Here is a 17,233-nt window from a genome sequence, read left to right as displayed (position 1 = left end):
CCACACTTTGTAAAAGAATGAGGCAGGCCGGTAAGGCCATAGCCGTTGTTCCGGTATGGAATCGACCGGCGCTGGATTATAGCGATTTCTGCTGCCAGGCGTGATACTGCTCGCGGAACGAGGCAGGCCACTTGGCTTCGTCCAGTCCGTACTGTGCCAGAAACGCAAAGGTCCAGCGCTCGATGCCGAATCCGACGCAGCCGGTTACGGCGTTGCGCTTGCCGAACTTGATGTTAAAGGCGTTGCCGAATGTATTGCTGTGGAAATTCACCGAGCTGCAGGCAATCGATTTTTTAAGATTCGGTATCGTCAGGCGAAGCTCGTATTTCATCTCCTGATTGCGTTGGAAGGAAGCCTTTACCTGGAAATCGTTCGTGAAGAACGGATCATTGGCGATCTCCAGCACGCTGTCCACGTTCCACTCCACGGCCAGCTCCTTGAGGTATTCGATCGCGCGAAGGCGGTTTTCCTTCACGAAATCAGGCTTTCCTACAAAGATGATCTCGCGCATGCTGAAGTCGAGCAGCCGTCCGAAATCGCTGTGGTTGCGCGATTCGAAGCGGTGGCATTTCGAGATGGCCGCCACGATCAAACCGTCGCCTTCCAGCGTTTCGTTCTGCAATCCTTCATAGCAGTGATAGCAGGTGGACGGATTCATTGTAAACTTTGGCGTCGGCATCGTGGCGTTCAAATCGAGCTTTTGGTCCTGCTTCCAGCCGCCTGCGTCGCGGATCGACTGCGAGAACGATTCGATGATATCCAAATCCTCGCGCAGATGCGTGAGAAAATGAATGTGTTCCGGAAACGAGGTGAAATGGTTCGTTTTGTTCAGCGTCTCACTGTGAATGACGGCTGGGTAATGCTCTTCCTTTACACCGTCGAAGCGGCCGGCCACTTTGGTCATAAAGCTGTAATCGAAAAAACGCATCAGGCTGGAGAACGGCTCGCGGAAAATGAACAGCCCCGGCTCCAGCACCTTGATGATTTTTCGATCGACAAGCTCGGCGATAATATCTCCCTCGTAAGGGGTGTCGGCTTTGTGCTCGAACAGGATATTCTCCTTAAAGCCGAAGTCGCCTTGGGAGAACCGGTCGATGAGCTTATGCACCCGTTCTTCGATGGCTGAATTACCTTTGGGCGATTCGTGAACGATATGAATCCGGCCCGATTCAATCCGGATGTCGCTGATCGTTTCGTCGATGAAGGCGGCTGCGTATTTTAATTGTCCATGCTGGCTGGGGGCAAGATGCTCCAGAGATACTATACACTCCATTGTTCTTAATTCCCCTTCTTGTTCTGGATAAATGCAGCGATTTCGCGAACGGTATTCAGCGGGTACATCATCAAATCCTGGTTGGTTACCTGAATCCCATACGTTTGCTCGATATGCGCGATCAAAGCGGTAGCTCCGAAGGAGTCGATATAACCATAATCGAACAGGTGGACGTCCACCGTGAAGTCCTCGTCGTCGTCTTCAATTTCATAGCGGCTCCTTATGTGCGCTTCTAACTGCTCTAACACATCCTGCATGGATAAAGCCTCCTTGATTGATATGGAATAACGTGGAACGGGCGCCTAGCGCCCGTAAGAGATTTCAATGGCAACCGGGTCGCCAAAATGGGTGACGGTATAGATCATGCCTGTTTCATCCCGGTCTACTTTCAGCTCTGGACCCGAGATGGTCAACGGCTGAGTGCTGCGCAGGCGAATCTGCTGCATACCCGGCGCGTTCAGCTTCAACATCCGGCGTTCGCCGGATGTTTCCAGCTCATACGGGACGTTCGAACGAAGCAGGTGAAGCTCGGCTTCAAGGGCGCTTGCGCGCTCCTTCGTCACAAAGCGGACATTGGTCGTTTGGGGCGCTCCGAAATAGAGCTTGCCTTCCCGTGTGTCGTGCACATCGGCATCGGTGACCGCTTGCTTGTCTGCGTAAGGCTGCCCAAGCTCGACCGCAAGGCCGAGCGTGCCGGTATATTCGGCCGCATGCTCCGGTACTTCGCCGGTGTCCGGCTTCACACGGAAGCCGGGCTCGACCTGCATGCCGAGCATCTTCTTCAGCCGGTCCGCGATGACCTCGCGCCATGGCCGCTCAAGCTTAACGCGGGTCGTCATGGCGTTAAGGAAGGACCGGGCCATCTGCGTTTCAGTCATAAAGTTATAGCTGTAATCATTGCGCAGCCTGTCCAGGTAGCGGACAAATTCCAAGAGCTCCGGAACACGCACCGGAAAATGGTACTCGATATGCTCGAAATAATCGATCGGCAAATCCATGGCCGCATAGGCTTCGAACAAATCCTTCGTCGAGTACTGCGGGTCGGTGCGCAGCACCGGCGCCGGGGTGTACAGCATCATCGGCTGCTTCAGCTCCGGTTCGCCCGCCGCGTTCGTCATCAAAAACGGCAATCCCCAGTTATACTCGACGCCCAGCCTCGGGTCATTCTTCGCGTAGGAGGGCTTGAAGCCAAAGTTAAACCAAATCCCCGCTTCCCGTTCGTTGCGCAGCGTCTGTGTGCGGTCGGGATGATTTATGCGCCAGGTATGCTGATTTGTGCCCGTCAGCCCCCAAGGAATGCCCAGCTTGTCGAACGCCTGCCGGTGCAGGGCGATCTCCTGCTTCTCCTGAGCGTCGCTTGTAAAGTTGTGCACGAAAATGTGAGGATACAATTCCAAATGATGCTTCTTGCTGTATTGAATAAATTCGTTTAGCTGGTCGGCGTAAGGAAATTTCGGGTCGTCAATCGTCGACGGCATGCCGAATTCCAATTGTCCGACAATGAGATCGTCCCGTCCGTCGGCGTTCAAGTCATACCAGAATGGAACGGAGCTGTGTCCTCCGACCAGGGCGCGGCTGCCGAGCTGGTTCGTCGAGGCGGCCTCTATAACGCCGTGATCGAGCCAGGTGATAGCGCCCGGCTCCGATCCCCGCTGCAAGTATACGCGCAGGTCGCCTTCCAGACCGCCGACGACGAGGTCGGCCCTGCCGTCCCCGTCCATGTCGCGGATGGACGGCGCCGCAAACGGCGCGGGCAGCTTGAACTGCACCGCGCCCGCAGCAAAGGCGAGCGCGCCGCCGGCGCCCCGCTCGCCGCGGTACAGCGTCACCCGGCCGTCGCCGTCCCCGACCACAAGGTCGGGGGCGCCGTCTCCGGTGACGTCGCCCACAGCCGCCGCCAGCGGCGCGGCGGCACGCACAGGCTGCCCGCCTGCCAGCAGCGCGGCAGGCGCCGTGAACACGCCGCCGGCTCTGCCGTAGGCGGCGGCGAGCGTGCCGTCCGGCCGGCCGATCAGCAGATCCGGCCGGCCGTCGGCATTCAGGTCGGCCGCCGCGACACTGGCGTACGACCCGACCTTCAGCGGCTCTCCGTTCTCGAGCCGCACGGGCGCCCGCTTCCCGAAGGCCGCGGGCGCTTTCATGCCCTCCGGCAGCTGCTGGCCGGCATAGGCGTCGCCTGCAGCCCCTGTTCCCGGGTACACGTATACGCTGCCGTCGGCCGAGCCGACAACGAGATCGACGTTACCGTCGCCGTCCACATCGGCCAGCGCCGGAACCGCGCGGTAAGGCAGCGTAATCGGGTCCCCCAGCGAACGGTACTCCGGATAAGCGGCCAATCGGATCGGGCCTTCCTCGCCCATAAGCCGGTTGCCGCTGGAGTAAAACGAATTCGGCGTCTCCCCGGCGAACGCAGGCTTCTCATTCGTGCCCGTGTTCAGGTGGACGACCACGGATTCCTGCCACCGCCCCCAAGTGAACGCGGAGCGGACGAGCGAGAAGGAAGGAATCTGGTTGTACTTGCGCAGCAGTTCAGCCCACTGGATGCCCTCGCCGTCACGAATCGCTTCCATCGCCTCAAAATGATTTTGATACGCCATGGCCGGTCTTCCGTAAGGGCCCAGCGTCTTCTTTACGCTGTAGCCGAGCTTCACTTTAGAGATGAAGGCGGCATATTCGCTGCGCAGCAGATGGCTTCCGGCCGCGAACGTGAAGTGAAAATACGGCTCGAGCGGCAGCTGGCTCCGGTCAAAATACAACGCGCCGGGACGTTCTTTCTTAGCCGCGTTCGTCTCCGCGGCGAGCTGCTCAAAGCCCAGCTTGGGATCCATGCCGCCGGTCAGATCATAGCCCGTGATATAATAGCGGTTCGGCAGCAAAGTACCGCAAAAAAAGACGGTGCCCCGTCCGTACCGGTTCACCGTGTATAAGGAAGCCCCGTTCATCGAGACCAGCGTTTCCGCGGTGGAAGGAATAATGCCTTTGCCCCATGAGAACCGGCTCAAACTGCCTTCCGTATCATGCCGGAAGAAGGTATCCGCAAACGACCGCAGCAGCTGCTGAACGCCCTGCAGGTTAGTGTCCGTGTCCGGGTATGACCAAAGTGATGCGCCGGCGCTGACAGGAAGCGCACTGCGCTCAGGCACCTTCACATCCACAATTTCCTTGGCCCCCAGGAAAGCGGGCTCAAAATCGTCGGCAAATGGATTTTCAAGGAACAAATGTCCGCCCGCCTCGACATAATCGACCAGCAGCTTGCGCTGCGGATCGGTTAACGTTCCGTGCAGGGCCGGGTCTAACATTATCGTATCGTACGATTGGAGCTGTCGTGTGCTCAGCTTGTCCAAAGACAAGCGGTCCAGCTCCAGGCCAACGACTAGCGTTTGCCGCAAATGCCCGTAAGCGGCGGTATCGTAAGCGTCGCCTTGCGTGGCGTACAGCATGCGTACCTTGAGCTCCTTGTCGGGCATGAACAGAACGAGCGCCAATATCACCGCCAGTAATCCGAGCAAGGCGACAACGGCGCTGCGCCGGTGGATTCGATTCAAAGTCATCCCTCAATTACCTTTGGGTTGCATTACCCTGACATTATAGCATGGATGGCGGGCTTTGTTAACTTTTGACCTCCGGTCCGGTCCGGCTTCCGGCCGAGTCTGCGGGGCTCCCGCGATCATAACGGCAACCGGGCCGGAACCGGGGTCGGCCGCCCTTATAAGATGAAGCGTCGCCCGAAAAGCCTTTCAAGGTGGGTTGAACGCAAAGGGGCTTTGGCCTGGACTGGATGGAGGTACCGTTTATCCTTGGGTCGGTTTCTGTTACACTAGAACAGTTAAGGTATTTTTTATTCGGAGGTTACTATTTCCATGAGCGAAATACGCAAATCAGATATAGAGCTGCTTGCTCCCGCGGGGGATTGGGACTGTATGCGAGCGGCGGTGGCGAACGGGGCCGACGCCGTCTTTTTCGGCGTAGAAAAATTCAATGCCCGGGCCCGGGCGAATAATTTTCATACGGACGAGCTGCCGGACATTATGTCCTTTTTGCACCGTTACGGGGTTAAGGGCTTTTTGACGTTCAATATCCTGGTATTTGAAGAGGAACTGGAGGATGCCAAGTCGCTGATCGAAGCCTGTATCGATGCCGGCGTAGATGCGGTGATCGTACAGGACTTGGGTCTTGTGCGGATGATTCGCGAGCTGTCGCCGGACTTCCCGATTCACGGCTCGACGCAGATGACGATTACCTCGCCGGAGGCGGTGGAATTCACGAAGCCGTTTGATATCGAACGGGTAGTGCTGGGGCGTGAAAACAACCTGAAGCAGATCAGGCAGATCGGCGAGCAGGCCAAGCTTCCGATGGAAGTATTTGTGCACGGGGCTCTCTGCGTGTCTTATTCGGGACAATGCCTGACCTCGGAGATGTGGGGCGGCCGTTCGGCCAACCGCGGCGAATGTGCCCAAGCCTGCCGGCTTCCGTACGATCTGATGGTGGACGGGGAGCATAAGCCGATGGGGGATGTGGCCTATCTGTTATCCCCGAAGGATTTGGCGGCGATCGAGCTGGTGCCGGAGCTGATTGAAGCGGGCGTAACCTCTTTTAAAATCGAAGGGCGGTTGAAAAGCCCGGAGTACGTGGCCAATGTGGTTTCGAAATACCGCAAGGCGATTGACCGTTACTTCGACGGAGAGAACCCGAAGCCGACCAAAGAAGAGCTTAGGGAGCTTGAGCAAAGCTTCTCGCGCGGGTTTACGCACGGCTTCCTGAAAGGAACGAACAACAAGCAGCTGGTGGAGGGCACATACCCCAAAAGCCGCGGCGTTTACCTGGGACGCGTGAAGCAGGTGCTGCGGGACGGTGTGCTGTGCGAGCTGGAGGCGCCGCTGAAGCGGGGCGACGGCATTTGCTTTGACGCGGGGGATCCGACCAAGAAGGAAGAGGGCGGCCGCGTATACGACCTGCGCCGAAAGGGCGTAAAGCTGGAGGGCGAAGCGCAGGGCGGTCTTGTTGAAATCGTGCCGGGCCGCAGCGACGTCGATCTGAGCCGCGTGCATGTCGGCGACCGGATTTGGAAGACCAACGACCCGCATCTGGACAAAAGAATGCGCCAGTCGTTCGAGACGGACAAGCCTTACCGTGTGTTCCCGGTTAACGTGAAGGTGATCGGAGCCGCAGGTCAGCCGCTGAAGAGCGTATGGACGGACGTGACGGCCAATCATACCGTAGTCGTAGAGTCGGAGCTGCCGCTGGCTCCCGCCGAGAAGAGGCCGATGACGGTCGAACTGTTCCGCGAGCAGTTCGGACGGCTGGGCGGAACGATTTACAAGCTCGACGGGCTTGAGGTTCATCTTGGCGGGGATTTGATCGTACCGATGCGCGAGCTGAACCAGATGCGCCGCCGGGCAGTGGAGCTGCTGCAGGAGTGGCGTGAGCGCCCTCGGGCTTACATCAAGCGCAGCGTGGATGTATACGGCGATACGCCTGTGCAGCCGGCTGCTCCCGCCACGCCTGTCGGCGGACAGGCCCGGGCGCGGCTGACGGCGCTCTGCCGCAGCCTCGACCAGGTGCAGGCGGCCTGCGCGATGAACGTCGAGCTAATCTATGCCGATTTCGAGTTTATCAAGCAGTTTCCTGCCGCCGTGGAGGCCGCCCGCGCCGCGGGCAAGCGCATCGCGCTTGCGACGCCGCGCATTCATATGCCTGGTGAAACGGGCTATTTCAAGAACATCCTGAACCTGAAACCCGATGCGGTATTGGTTCGCAATACGGGAGCGGTCTACTGGTTTATGCGCTATTTCGCCGAGCATCCATCGGAAGCCCGTCCGGAACTGATCGGCGACTTCTCGCTGAATGTCGCCAACCATAAGACGGCCGCGTTGTTTCTGGATGCCGGGCTCAGCCGCGTGACCCCGTCCTACGACCTGAACATTCAGCAGATGGTCGATCTGCTGCGCCGTACGGATACTTCGCGCCTGGAGATCGTCATCCATCAGCATTTGCCGATGTTCCATACGGAGCACTGCGTCTACTGCACGTTCTTGAGTCCGGGTACGGACTACACGAACTGCGGCCGGCCGTGCGAGGAGCACCGCGCGTCCCTGAAGGACCGCGTCGGCTTCTCGCATCCGGTCCGCGTCGACGAAGGCTGCCGGAACACCGTGTACAATGCGATCGACCAATCCGGTGCGGAATACCTTGCGAACTTCATGGAGCTGGGGGTGCCTTCATACCGTGTGGAGTTTTTGGAGGAATCGCCCGAAAAGGTGCAGGAGGTGCTCGGATTGTACGAGCGCGCTCTGCGCGGCCAGATCAGCGGCACACAGGTGTGGAAAACATTGAAATCGACCAACCAGCTCGGCGTCACGCGCGGGCAGCTGGTGAAATAGCCTTACTGTTTATAGAAACCGCCGCCTCGGCTTTGCATAAAGCCGGTGCCGCGGTTTTTCCTTTTATACCAAGCTGTTTTTAATCGAAGGGCTATCAACCACATCCTGATCGAAGACTAAGTTAAACGGTACATAGGCCGGCGACCAATCGCCGTTTTCCTCGCCAAAGCCCATATTCTGTTTGGTGGATAAGAACAGATCGACTTGTTGAACGGGCCCGAAGCTGAGATTGCTCCCCCGATCCAGCACGTTGGCTTTAAAACCTAATAAATTCACCATCATCGGTTTGAAAATCATCGGTATCCCTCCCCGGGCGCAAGGAGTGCGGAGCGCTGCAAAGCAGGTGAATCCACCTGATCCCTGCCGTCGACGAAATGCCGGTTGCCCGCGAAGCTCGCCTCATCGCCGTAATTTTGTCCATAGCCCTGCAAACGTTTGTCCGAATTCGTCCATTCCGCTAAAAAATTTTGTCCTACATTCACCGCCGAGGCATTTTCGATGGAATTAATTTTTAAAATGAAAATACTATATAATTACTGTGGAATGTCCCATCTCTCGAATGGCTGGAAATCGCCAAAAATTTTACCGGAAACGCTTTTGAACGGACATATTTGACTAGTCCTATCTTATTCACTTTGACGAATCTGAAATTGGTTTCTGATAGATAAAACACGGGGGACATCCTCCGTTAACGACATGTACCGGCGAATAGGACCGTACCTTAGTCCATGCTATAGTCCATTCTATGTGAAACGGGGTGATTTCATGTGGCCATTCTCCCGATCAAATCGCGGGTTTTTACCCAAGGACAAACCTTATGCCCATTTGGAAAGGAGAATCGCCGAATTGGAACGCAAGCTGCAGGAGCAGGCTCAAGCCAAGCCGGAAGATCCGAAGCCGGCAGAAGCGAAGCCGACGGTCGTTATCGAGCATATTGCGATCGAGAAGCTTATCGTGGAAAAATGGGATCACAGTAACAATTTCGGTGCCCTGGGGATTAAAGAGCTGGAAGGGAAGCTGAATATCGGCGTGAATTATTCGGGCCCGATTGACGGCGAGGGGATCAAGGATTTGTTTCCGAACTCCAAGAAGCAGCCGGAGAGCAAGGGGAACCCTCCATTAAAGCCAAAACCGGGCTTCAAGGACGGCTCAAAGGGGCCAAGCTGTACGATTCGGGGGAAACCATTGTAAATGGGCAAACGAGAGCGGTGCTGTAGAGGAAAGCCTTCGGACTTTTGGGTCTGAAGTTTTTTTGTCTGGTCATGGACGCAAAATTTTAATCCAGATTTCAGGTTCGATTAAGGTTTTATTATACATGGGCTTGTATATTGTTTGTGGTTAAGCCGTATAAAAGATGGGAATGGCTGTAATGTGGAAAAAGTGGGTATAACGGGAGGTTGTGGTATGCTCGAGGTGAAACAGGTCAGCAAAGTATACGAAAATCAAAGAGGGGTCCAAAGCATCGATTTCTCTATGAGCCGCGGAGAGATCGTCGGGTTCCTCGGGCCCAACGGCGCCGGTAAAACGACAACCATGCGGATGATCACTGGCTATTTGAATCCGACGCAGGGCACGATTACGATTGACGGCTTGTCGATGGCGGATCATCCGAAGAAAGCGCGGCAGAAGATCGGATATTTGCCTGAGACGCCGCCGCTGTATCCGGAGCTTACGGTCGGGGCTTATTTGCAGTTTATCGCCGATTTGCGTGGCATTCCGGCAAAGGAGCAGAAAAGCCGCATCGGCGAGGTAGTAGAGCGGCTCGGTTTGCAGGGACGCGAACGGCAGGTCATCCGGAGCTTGTCCAAAGGGTACAAGCAGCGTGTCGGTCTGGCGCAGGCCATCCTACATCAACCGGACCTGTTGGTGCTGGACGAACCGACTTCAGGGCTGGATCCCAAACAAATCATCGAAATCCGCCAGCTCATCCGGGAGCTGGGCGAGAATCATACCGTGCTGCTCAGCACGCATATATTGCCCGAAATCAATACGCTGTGCAATCGTGTATTAATCATCAATCAAGGCCGCATCGTCCTGGATGGACAGCCCGAACGGCTGGCGCATACGATGGGCGAAGCCTTCGAGGTATCGCTTGAAGTGAAGGGCCCGCGCGAGGCCGTGCTTGAGGAACTGCGCGGCGTGCCCGGCGTAGCCGGCGTAAGGGAGCTGGACGGCGAAGCGCCGAAACCGGAATCGAATGCTGCGGATTCGGCCGCGGAGTCTTCCGTGGCGGACAGTCCGGATGCGACGGTGAAGGTGCTCGTAACCGCAGCGGCTGAAGAGGACATCCGCGAGGCGCTGTTCTACAGAATGGCCGAGCGCAGGTATCCGATTCTATCTATGAAAAAGGAGAGCCTCAGCTTGGAGGACATTTTCTTGAAGCTGACAACAAGCGAAGCGCTGGAAGGAGCGGCTGGCGGCGAAACCGCTTCGGAGGAGGTGACCCCGGATGCGTAGAACCTGGGCGATTGCTAAAAAAGAGCTGCAGATGTATTTTTACTCGCCGACGGCGTATGCGGCTTTCGCGTTCTTTTTCCTCATAACGGGCTATTTTTTCAGCGCGAATTTCCTGTATCCGCCATATGTAGTCGATATTCGGCCGGTGGTGGGAAATATCACGTTCGTGTTTCTGTTTATCGTTCCTTTGCTGACGATGCGGCTCATTTCCGAGGAGCTGCGGCAAGGGACGGACGAGCTGCTGCTGACATCTCCCGCCAGTATTACGGAAATCGTACTCGGCAAATATACCGCGGCCGCTATCGTTCAGCTGCTGCTTGTCATCGGCAGCTTGATTTATCCGCTGATTTTGAGCGCTTACGGGACGTTCGAACTGCCGGTGCTGTGGCTGTCCTATCTTTCCATGTTTTTGCTGGGCGCGGCGATGATGGCGATCGGTTTGTTCGCTTCTTCACTAACGGCGCACCAAATGGTGTCGGGTATCGCCGCGTTTGCGATTCTGCTCGTTTTTTGGACGATCGAATGGCTCGGGGATACAGTAGGCGGGAAAATCAAAGATTTTCTCGGTATGTTCTCCATTGTAGGCCGTACGCTCGACCTGCAGAAGGGCGTGCTCGATTTTGCCGACGTGCTTTTCTATATTACGCTGATTGCGGTGTTCGTGCTGCTCAGTATTCAAGTGCTGGAACGCAAACGCTGGAGATAATCGATAATCGCTTGAAGTGCGGACTACGCGCCAAGCAGAAGGGAGAAAGCCAAAGTGAACAAGTGGATACGCGGAACGAATGCGGTCGTGCTGTCGCTCGCCGTGATCGGCATTTTCATCGTGCTGACGATATTTTTGAACTCGATGAAAGGGCTGCAGCTTGATCTTACATTAAATAAGAAATTTTCGCTGTCGGAACAAACGACGCAAACGCTCGCTGCGCTGGAACAGGACGTGCGTATCGTCTCGCTGACGAGCGACCAGACCGATCCGTATATTAAACGCCAGGTGGTCGAGCTGGTGCAGGAATATAAGAAACGCAGCGGGAAAATCACTTTCGACGAGTACGATATCGTGAAACAACCGGCCATCGCCAAGCAATATGACGTAAATCCTTCAGGAACGCTGGTGGTGGAGAGCGGTACGCAGAAAAACACGATCAACTACTACGATATGTTCCTTCCTGGCCAGCAGCAAGGGGAGTATCAGTTCAGCGGCGAGGAAAAGCTGACCCAGGCGCTCGTGAACCTGAACAGCAAGGAAAAACGCAAAGTGTATTTTCTTTCCGGACATAACGAGATTCCCCTGAATCAAATGAATACATGGCGCAGCGGACTCGAAGGAGAGAACTACGAAGTGGCGGACCTGAACCTGCTGCGCGAGGGCAAAATCCCGGAGGATGCTGAAATGCTGTTCATTATCGGGCCCGAGCAAGATATCAGCGATCAGGAAGCCCAACTGATCAAATCGTATTTGGACGGTAAGGGCAAGCTGTACCTGGCGCTAGGGTTTAATCAGGATATGACAACCGGATGGAAAAATATCGACGGCCTTATGTCGGCTTACGGCATTAAAGACCAGCATGCCGTGGCGATCGAGCCGAAGCAAAGCGTGCTCTATGATCCGTTGACGATTATTCCGGAATACGGGCCGCATAAAATTACCGAGAAGCTTCAGCAGTACAACCTGCTGACCATGATGACGCTGGCCGTATCGCTGAATGCGGATCAGCCAAATGAGAATTATACGGTGACTCCCATCCTTAAAACGACCAGTGCGGCCTATGGCGAAACCGATCTGAAGCGGCTTGCGCAGAGCAGCCAAAGCAGCAAGGATCAGACCGATATCCAGGGGCCGCTGAATTTGGGCTACGTCGTGGAAAACAAGGACCAGAAGCCGAAAGCGGTCGTTCTAGGCGGTTCGACGTTGTTCGTGGACCGGGTCATTTCGCAGCAGGGCAATCGTGACTTCGCTCTCAACAGCGTGGCTTGGCTGCAGGAGCAGACGAATCAGGTAACGATACGCCCGCGGCAGGGCGATGCTATTCAAACCGCGCTGGTGACTGCTGGCCAGGCGAACATGATTTTCTATGGAACGGTGCTGGTCTTCCCGCTGCTCTTCCTGATCTTTGGCGGGACGATCTGGTGGAGGAGGAGAAAAGGATGAAGCGGCTGATCCCTACGATGATCCTGGTTATCTTGTGCATCGGGGGCTTCTGGTTTGCGTCTAGCAAAGACTTCTTTAAGGAAAAACCGCCGGAAGCCCCGGCTCTGGTGAACGTGAAGAAAGAAGAAGTGGCAGGGTACACGATCAAAAAAGGCGATACGGTTATTGAGCTGCAGCAAAAAGACGGAGGGTGGACGATGATCCGCCCTTCTGCGATTCCGCTGAATGCGGTTCAGCCGGCAGGATGGATCGATTCATTCAACGCCGTGAAGAAGGATAAGATCGTCGACGAGAATCCGTCCGACCTGACCCAATTCGGTCTGAATCCTCCGGCCCAGGAATTCAGCATAAAGCTGACGAACGGAACGACACACACCCTGTCCGTCGGCAGCCCGGTAGCGGTGCAGGGCTATTACTATGCCAAGTTCGGCGGCTCGCCAGAAGTATTCCAGATCAGCGAATCGACCCTAACGTCTTTGGCAAAGCAGCAAATCGATTTTATGGAAAAAAGACCGATTCAGCTGAACTATGAGCAGGTCCGTGCTTTAAGTGTCGATTGGAAGGGCCATAAGTGGACGCTAACCAAATCGGAGCCGGACAAAAAGTCGTATGAGGCGAACTGGAAGCTCGGAGATAAAGAAGTCAAAGGCGTGGATGCCAGCGGATACCTCGATAAAACGGCCTTCCTCTCCACCGAGCAGCTGGCCAAGCCCGCGTCCGAGGTGAAGGGTCTTGCCCAGCCGGAGCTGCGGATCGAGATTCAGACGGCGGGTGAGGACGGAAAAGAAACCTCAACAGTATATGTGGGCAAAGTGGAGAACGACAACGTGTGGATCGCCAAGCAGGGCGGAGAATGGGCATTCGCCGTTCCCGCCTCGGCGATTCAGGAGCTGGCGGACAAAGATAAGGAAGCGCCGGCGGAGCAGAAATAAACCGAACACCGTGCAGAAGGACCGTATGATTCGGCCATGGCTGCGCGGTGTTTTTTTCTGCGACGGCATGTTTAACAAACAATACTCTCGTCCCATAAGTTCTCAAGTTTTTGCAGGTGAGCTTGAGGGTCGCGTCGATACCGTTTTCGGGTAACGCTATCGCTTACCGAAAAATTAAATATAGAAGCGCGGCATCTGAGTTTCTAAAACCTTTTGCTTCAGGTAATCAGGAAGAATCTGTGGATCAACCTGCAAACAAATAAGGATAACTTTAATGTTAATAAAGCATGAGCAGACTTCCGCTTCCGGTGGTGATCAGGATTTCCTCGATAAGCTTCCGGAGGAAGGGAAAAAGAAGAAAAGCGACGAACTTGTTTTAACCGGTATTTATCTGCAGCCTGACTTGGATCATATATTGGACAATCTCGGTAAAAAGGGTGGCCGGAGTGCAAAGTCTTGAATCGTAAATGATGCTCTGAGGAAACTGCTTGATGAAAAGGGATTGCTATGCTGTTAGCTTGGGGGGAGAAGAAATGTTTTACAACTCGGCTACATCTTAAAGTCACTCCATATGCTTTGTGTCATTTTCAGCACCACACTCCTTTTCAATCGATCCCAAATACAGCATAAGCGTTTGAGATCCACGACTGAACAGTGTTAACAATTATGCTTTTTTGCTTATAGGCCTTATGTACCGAGTCTTAAGAAGCGGATAGAACCAAGCCGGTGGTTCCAACCTCTTATTTTTCCTTAAAGAAGCCTTGTCATGAAACAAATTGGAAAAAAAGACGTATAATCTCAACGTAAATGTGGAAATGTTTGCCTAAAATATATGGAAAAGGAAGGGATATCAATGAAACGACAACGTTTACTAGCTATTTTGGGTTTAACTGCGGCGCTGGTTGCGGGGAGCCTCGGTACTAGCGGAGCCGCGGCGCAAGCGTCGGACTATGAGCAGCGTTACGAAGCCGACAAAGCCGAAGCGGAAAAATATTACGATGTGGTTTACAAGGTGGCCAATGCCGATAAGGACGCTTTGGTGGCACAAGTCACAGCCGATATGGAATCGTTGGCTGAGCTGCTGAATAACGACTATCAAGAATTGAAGAAGAAATACCCTCCCGGCCCTGCAAACGGACTGATCCATAACCAATACCAACGCTCGATTGACCCGGGCAACACTTTAGGCAGCTTCGGACGCTATTACGAATCCTATAAACGGATACGCGACCGATACTCGAATGACGTCAAGAGCGGTGCATACCCTAAAAGTTTGATAGACGATTACAAGGATGAGCTCAAGCCCGACTCCCGGACCGGCGGAGCGATGAAACGATATGCCGCTAACAAAGCGGACGACGATGTGCGCGAGAAGGAGCTCGAGAGCATTCGGCAAACACGGGAGAACACATACAAACAAATTTTGGAGGAAAGAAACAGAGCCGTACAGGAAATATTGGAAGACCGGCAAAAGCTGATTACCGACGTTATGAATTACCGGCAGCGGATATTCGATGAAGCGCCAATCGCCGTTAAGCCGCTAACGGTAAGTTTCGCAGAAATCAAGGTGATGATTGACGGCGAACTGCAAACCTTTGAACAGCCGCCGGTGAATGATTCCGGGAATGTACTTGTCCCCATGAGAGCGATATTCGAGGCGCTGGGCGCCACGGTATTGTGGAACCAGGAACAGAGGGCGGTCCAGGCCAAGAAGGGCGGTACAACGATCGACCTTAAGCTCGGCAGTAAAGATGCCTTGATCAACGGAAGCCCGAAAACGTTGGACGCGCCGGCCAAGCTTGTCGGTTCTTCAACGATGGTACCGATCCGGTTTATCAGCGAAGCGCTCGGGGCGAAGGTGGAGTGGGATCAACTGACCCAAACCGTGCTGATTGAGACAAAGTAAGCTGAGAGGAAAGCGAGTGAAAGCATCCCTTGTTGACTCCTGCCGTAGACACACGAAAGTGGCATAGAAAAAAGAGAAACGTCTTCCGTGTCGGTGTAGTGCTGTTATGTCTCGTTTGCGTCTTGTTCGTCTTCATGAACTACACGTCGTTGGAACGACGGATTTTGTTAATCGGTATTTTCAGCAGCACTGCGGGCGTGATCTTTTACACGTATTTCCTGTCCTATTTTTTCAAAACCCGGCTGAAAAATCGTGTGAGATATAAGTTTGGCTACCTGTTTGTTGCTATTTTATATTTGGGATTGTTGTACTTGATCTTCATGTTCGGGTGCTTCGTAACGGATATTGTGAAGGGCCCCGTAACAAAGGAGGTCGTCATCACGGAAAGATGGGATCCCAGGAGGGGCGGCGATCAAGTGCGAACCAGCGACGGACACACTTATGAGATGGCGGAAGGGTATGTCGATCTGCAAGAAGGACGCCGCTATAAAGTGAAGATTTTTAGGGCCAACAGATTCATTATCGGAATTGAACAAATCCGTTAAGGCCGTTTTATCGCCTTACCCCCCCACAGTCACCCGGGTGCAAGGCGACGGCTTAACCCGCTGCATTTCCTTGAACATCCGTTCCCTTCGGGATTGGCGAACGGCCTAAAGTCGAATCAGATCGAATAATCCATATTTTTTAAAACTCTGCTTAAAAACTGTTTCGTTCTTTGTTCTTTCGGGTTGCCGAAAATATCCTTGGCGGTTCCTTCTTCAACCACAACGCCGTTGTCCATAAAGATGACCTTGGTCGCCACGTCTTCCGCAAAAGCCATTTCATGTGTGACAACCACCATAGTGGTTCCTTCTTGGGCCAGCTTTTTCATGACCTGCAATACTTCACCGACCAATTCCGGGTCCAGGGCAGAGGTGGGCTCATCAAATAAAATGACCTCGGGATTAACGGCAATGGCCCGTGCTATGCCGACACGCTGCTGTTGTCCGCCCGACAATTGAGCTGGATAAGCGTTATATTTCTCTGACAGGCCGACCTTATCCAGCGCTTTTTTGCCTATTTCCAACGCCTCTTGTTTCGGAATTTTTCTGCCGATGATCAAGCCTTCCGTTACATTTTCCAAAGCCGTCTTGTTGTTGAACAGATTGTAATTTTGAAAAACAAAAGCGGTTTTTCTGCGAATCCCCAGCACTTCTTTCTTTGTCGCTTTATTCAGCGGATAGGTTATGCCATCGAATATCAGCTGTCCCTTGTCCGCCCGTTCCAAGAAATTGATGCATCTCAGCAGGGTGGTTTTGCCCGAACCGCTCGGTCCCACAATGACGACGACATCCCCCTTTGCCACACTCAAGCTGACTCCTTTTAATATTTCATTTGATCCAAAAGATTTATATACATCCTTTATTTCGATCATGGTGAGTCTCCTTATGCTGCGGATTTATATATTTTGAGGCGCGTTTCCAGCATTTTGAACATCCGTTCCACGATAATGCAAACCAAAAAATAAATAATCCATATATCCAGATAAGCTTCAATATAGTTGTAGCCGTAGGCCGCCTCGATCTTGGCTACTGCGGTAATTTCCTTTACCGTCATCAGAAATGCCAGGGAAGTGGCTTTGATCAGATTAATGGTTGCCGTACATATATTGGGGACTGCCGTAACCATCGCCTGCGGGATAATAATTCTCCGGTACGCCTGAAAGGTCGTAAGCCCGGCGGATTCGGCCGCTTCCAACTGTCCTTTGGGTACGGTTGACAGCGCCGATCGGAAGACCTCCGACAAAATGGCGGTAGTGTTCAATGAAAATATCACGTACGCATAATAAATTGGATCCACATCATACACATTGATCGGGCTGTTGATGCCTTTTAACAATGAAGCCAAAATGCTGGGCAGCATGCTGTAAAGCACCAATATTTGGACAACGATCGGCGTTCCGCGAACAAGCGAGATGTAGGCTGTAATGAGTCCGTTAATGGCGAAGCCGCTTTTTATTCGTAAGAAGGCAAAGCAGAAGCCAACAGGCAAAGAGATCATCAGGGTAACGGCTGTTATTTCCAAAGCGACTGGAACGGCTTTCAGGCAGACAAAGAAGGTTTTGATAAAAAAATCCACATCGAATGTCATGAT

16 protein-coding genes are annotated in these 17,233 nt (G+C 53.8%); 9 read left to right on the top strand and 7 right to left on the bottom strand.

Annotated features, from left to right (window positions below; translation table 11 throughout):
* Positions 1 to 76 precede the first annotated feature (76 nt).
* Genes IJ22_RS20230 through IJ22_RS20220 form a run of 3 tightly spaced genes read right to left on the bottom strand, consistent with a single transcriptional unit; the run spans position 77 to position 4,824 of the window.
* Positions 77 to 1,273, bottom strand: coding sequence for a class-II aminoacyl-tRNA synthetase family protein (locus IJ22_RS20230; protein ID WP_062410105.1), 1,197 nt, complete (start codon positions 1,271 to 1,273; stop codon positions 77 to 79).
* Positions 1,274 to 1,278: 5 nt separating this feature from the next.
* Positions 1,279 to 1,530, bottom strand: coding sequence for an acyl carrier protein (locus IJ22_RS20225; RefSeq protein ID WP_054820280.1), 252 nt, complete (start codon positions 1,528 to 1,530; stop codon positions 1,279 to 1,281).
* A 45-nt stretch (positions 1,531 to 1,575) separates the two neighbouring features.
* On the bottom strand, positions 1,576 to 4,824 hold the full coding sequence (locus IJ22_RS20220) for an FG-GAP repeat domain-containing protein (RefSeq protein ID WP_062410104.1): 3,249 nt from the start codon (positions 4,822 to 4,824) through the stop codon (positions 1,576 to 1,578).
* A gap of 309 nt (positions 4,825 to 5,133) precedes the next feature.
* On the opposite strand from IJ22_RS20220, the gene IJ22_RS20215 reads away from it, so the two are divergent.
* Positions 5,134 to 7,653 carry a U32 family peptidase gene (locus IJ22_RS20215; RefSeq protein WP_062410103.1) on the top strand — a complete coding sequence of 840 codons (2,520 nt, stop codon included), beginning with the start codon at positions 5,134 to 5,136 and terminating at the stop codon, positions 7,651 to 7,653.
* Between the two features lie 63 nt (positions 7,654 to 7,716).
* Here the strand turns inward: IJ22_RS20215 and IJ22_RS20210 are convergent, their stop codons facing one another.
* Both IJ22_RS20210 and IJ22_RS20205 read right to left on the bottom strand, forming a co-directional pair.
* Complete coding sequence (locus IJ22_RS20210; RefSeq protein ID WP_054819881.1) at positions 7,717 to 7,950, bottom strand: hypothetical protein; 234 nt, start codon at positions 7,948 to 7,950, stop codon at positions 7,717 to 7,719.
* Complete coding sequence (locus tag IJ22_RS20205; RefSeq protein WP_062410102.1) at positions 7,947 to 8,171, bottom strand: hypothetical protein; 225 nt, start codon at positions 8,169 to 8,171, stop codon at positions 7,947 to 7,949. Before IJ22_RS20205 ends, IJ22_RS20210 begins: the two co-directional genes overlap by 4 nt.
* A 328-nt stretch (positions 8,172 to 8,499) precedes the next feature.
* Here IJ22_RS20205 and IJ22_RS20200 point away from each other — a divergent pair, with 328 nt between their 5' ends.
* The 8 genes from IJ22_RS20200 (at position 8,500) to IJ22_RS20165 (ending at position 15,645) form a co-directional block, all read left to right on the top strand.
* Positions 8,500 to 8,844, top strand: coding sequence for a hypothetical protein (locus tag IJ22_RS20200; RefSeq protein WP_054819883.1), 345 nt, complete (start codon positions 8,500 to 8,502; stop codon positions 8,842 to 8,844).
* 213 nt (positions 8,845 to 9,057) lie between these two features.
* Positions 9,058 to 10,110: an ABC transporter ATP-binding protein gene (locus IJ22_RS20195; protein ID WP_062410101.1), complete on the top strand. Its 1,053-nt coding sequence runs from the start codon at positions 9,058 to 9,060 to the stop codon at positions 10,108 to 10,110.
* Positions 10,103 to 10,816, top strand: a complete 714-nt coding sequence (locus IJ22_RS20190) for an ABC transporter permease subunit (protein ID WP_054819884.1) — start codon at positions 10,103 to 10,105, stop codon at positions 10,814 to 10,816. Before IJ22_RS20195 ends, IJ22_RS20190 begins: the two co-directional genes overlap by 8 nt.
* 54 nt (positions 10,817 to 10,870) lie before the next feature.
* Positions 10,871 to 12,262 carry a GldG family protein gene (locus IJ22_RS20185; protein ID WP_054819885.1) on the top strand — a complete coding sequence of 464 codons (1,392 nt, stop codon included), beginning with the start codon at positions 10,871 to 10,873 and terminating at the stop codon, positions 12,260 to 12,262.
* Positions 12,259 to 13,194, top strand: coding sequence for a DUF4340 domain-containing protein (locus IJ22_RS20180; RefSeq protein WP_062410100.1), 936 nt, complete (start codon positions 12,259 to 12,261; stop codon positions 13,192 to 13,194). The genes IJ22_RS20185 and IJ22_RS20180 overlap by 4 nt, the downstream gene beginning before the upstream one ends.
* Positions 13,195 to 13,468: 274 nt before the next feature.
* Positions 13,469 to 13,654, top strand: coding sequence for a hypothetical protein (locus tag IJ22_RS20175; protein ID WP_062410099.1), 186 nt, complete (start codon positions 13,469 to 13,471; stop codon positions 13,652 to 13,654).
* A gap of 393 nt (positions 13,655 to 14,047) precedes the next feature.
* A complete protein-coding gene (locus IJ22_RS20170) occupies positions 14,048 to 15,100 on the top strand; it encodes a copper amine oxidase N-terminal domain-containing protein (protein WP_062410098.1) in 1,053 nt (350 codons plus the stop codon).
* Between the two features lie 149 nt (positions 15,101 to 15,249).
* Positions 15,250 to 15,645, top strand: coding sequence for a hypothetical protein (locus IJ22_RS20165; protein ID WP_137670911.1), 396 nt, complete (start codon positions 15,250 to 15,252; stop codon positions 15,643 to 15,645).
* A gap of 116 nt (positions 15,646 to 15,761) precedes the next feature.
* Here IJ22_RS20165 and IJ22_RS20160 read toward each other — a convergent pair whose 3' ends face one another.
* On the bottom strand, positions 15,762 to 16,514 hold the full coding sequence (locus tag IJ22_RS20160) for an amino acid ABC transporter ATP-binding protein (RefSeq protein ID WP_062410096.1): 753 nt from the start codon (positions 16,512 to 16,514) through the stop codon (positions 15,762 to 15,764).
* 11 nt (positions 16,515 to 16,525) lie between these two features.
* Positions 16,526 to 17,230, bottom strand: a complete 705-nt coding sequence (locus tag IJ22_RS20155) for an amino acid ABC transporter permease (protein WP_054819890.1) — start codon at positions 17,228 to 17,230, stop codon at positions 16,526 to 16,528.
* Between the last annotated feature and the right edge of the window lie 3 nt (positions 17,231 to 17,233).

Source organism: Paenibacillus naphthalenovorans, assembly GCF_001465255.1.
In the GTDB taxonomy this organism is placed as follows: Bacteria; Bacillota; Bacilli; order Paenibacillales; family NBRC-103111; genus Paenibacillus_G; species Paenibacillus_G naphthalenovorans.
Note: the sequence above shows the minus strand (reverse complement) of the source record. Positions and strands in the feature narration are given on the sequence as shown.

What these genes read in the sequence shown, in the direction of transcription:
- IJ22_RS20230 (WP_062410105.1), bottom strand. Translation starts at nt 1,273, where the DNA reads ATGGAGTGTATAGTATCTCTGGAGCATCTTGCCCCCAGCCAGCATGGA.
- IJ22_RS20225 (WP_054820280.1), bottom strand. Translation starts at nt 1,530, where the DNA reads ATGCAGGATGTGTTAGAGCAGTTAGAAGCGCACATAAGGAGCCGCTAT.
- IJ22_RS20220 (WP_062410104.1), bottom strand. Translation starts at nt 4,824, where the DNA reads ATGACTTTGAATCGAATCCACCGGCGCAGCGCCGTTGTCGCCTTGCTC.
- IJ22_RS20215 (WP_062410103.1), top strand. Translation starts at nt 5,134, where the DNA reads ATGAGCGAAATACGCAAATCAGATATAGAGCTGCTTGCTCCCGCGGGG.
- IJ22_RS20210 (WP_054819881.1), bottom strand. Translation starts at nt 7,950, where the DNA reads ATGATTTTCAAACCGATGATGGTGAATTTATTAGGTTTTAAAGCCAAC.
- IJ22_RS20195 (WP_062410101.1), top strand. Translation starts at nt 9,058, where the DNA reads ATGCTCGAGGTGAAACAGGTCAGCAAAGTATACGAAAATCAAAGAGGG.
- IJ22_RS20190 (WP_054819884.1), top strand. Translation starts at nt 10,103, where the DNA reads ATGCGTAGAACCTGGGCGATTGCTAAAAAAGAGCTGCAGATGTATTTT.
- IJ22_RS20180 (WP_062410100.1), top strand. Translation starts at nt 12,259, where the DNA reads ATGAAGCGGCTGATCCCTACGATGATCCTGGTTATCTTGTGCATCGGG.
- IJ22_RS20175 (WP_062410099.1), top strand. Translation starts at nt 13,469, where the DNA reads ATGTTAATAAAGCATGAGCAGACTTCCGCTTCCGGTGGTGATCAGGAT.
- IJ22_RS20170 (WP_062410098.1), top strand. Translation starts at nt 14,048, where the DNA reads ATGAAACGACAACGTTTACTAGCTATTTTGGGTTTAACTGCGGCGCTG.
- IJ22_RS20160 (WP_062410096.1), bottom strand. Translation starts at nt 16,514, where the DNA reads ATGATCGAAATAAAGGATGTATATAAATCTTTTGGATCAAATGAAATA.
- IJ22_RS20155 (WP_054819890.1), bottom strand. Translation starts at nt 17,230, where the DNA reads ATGACATTCGATGTGGATTTTTTTATCAAAACCTTCTTTGTCTGCCTG.